Origin of the sequence: Metabacillus sp. 22489, assembly GCF_052044855.1 — a bacterium.
Taxonomy (GTDB): domain Bacteria; phylum Bacillota; class Bacilli; order Bacillales; family Bacillaceae; genus Metabacillus; species Metabacillus niabensis.
In genome coordinates this window covers 1-552 of the sequence record NZ_JBQENT010000130.1, presented here as the reverse complement: position 1 = coordinate 552, position 552 = coordinate 1, and the positions used below count along the sequence as shown (strand labels likewise).

The 552-nt window shown below is 34.2% G+C and carries 1 protein-coding gene; it reads left to right on the top strand.

What is annotated here, in order from left to right:
• Nucleotides 1–133: 133 nt before the first annotated feature.
• The coding region (gene tnpA, locus ACTJJ9_RS26395; protein WP_440769013.1) for an IS200/IS605 family transposase at nt 134–552 on the top strand (419 nt) is incomplete at its 3' end.

The window sequence follows — 552 nt, the reverse complement described above, 5'->3', positions numbered from 1 at the left end:
TTGTGAAAAAGAAAACCCTAGGCTAGGCCTAGGGTTCCAAAAAGCTTTCAGCGTGGTATTAAAAAAACTCTTCCGTGGTGCTAAAATATTTTTGGTTCCCCAACCAAAATATGAGCATACGGAGGAGTTTTATATGTCCAAAGACAATAATAGTTTAGCACATACAACTTGGAATTGTAAGTATCACATAGTTTTTGCCCCCAAATACAGAAGACAAGTGATTTATGGAAAAATAAAAAAGGATATTGGAGAGATACTTCGTACCTTATGTGAAAGAAAAGGGGTGGAGATTATTGAAGCAACTGCGTGTAAAGATCATGTACATATGTTAGTTAGTATTCCGCCCAAGATAAGTGTGTCTTCATTTGTAGGATATTTAAAGGGGAAAAGTAGTTTAATGATATTTGATCGTCACGCAAATTTGAAATATAGGTACGGAAACCGAAAATTTTGGTGTACTGGTTATTATGTTGATACAGTTGGAAGAAACAAGAAGGTAATAGAAGAATATATACGAAATCAAATTCAAGATGATATAGTCGCAGAACAATT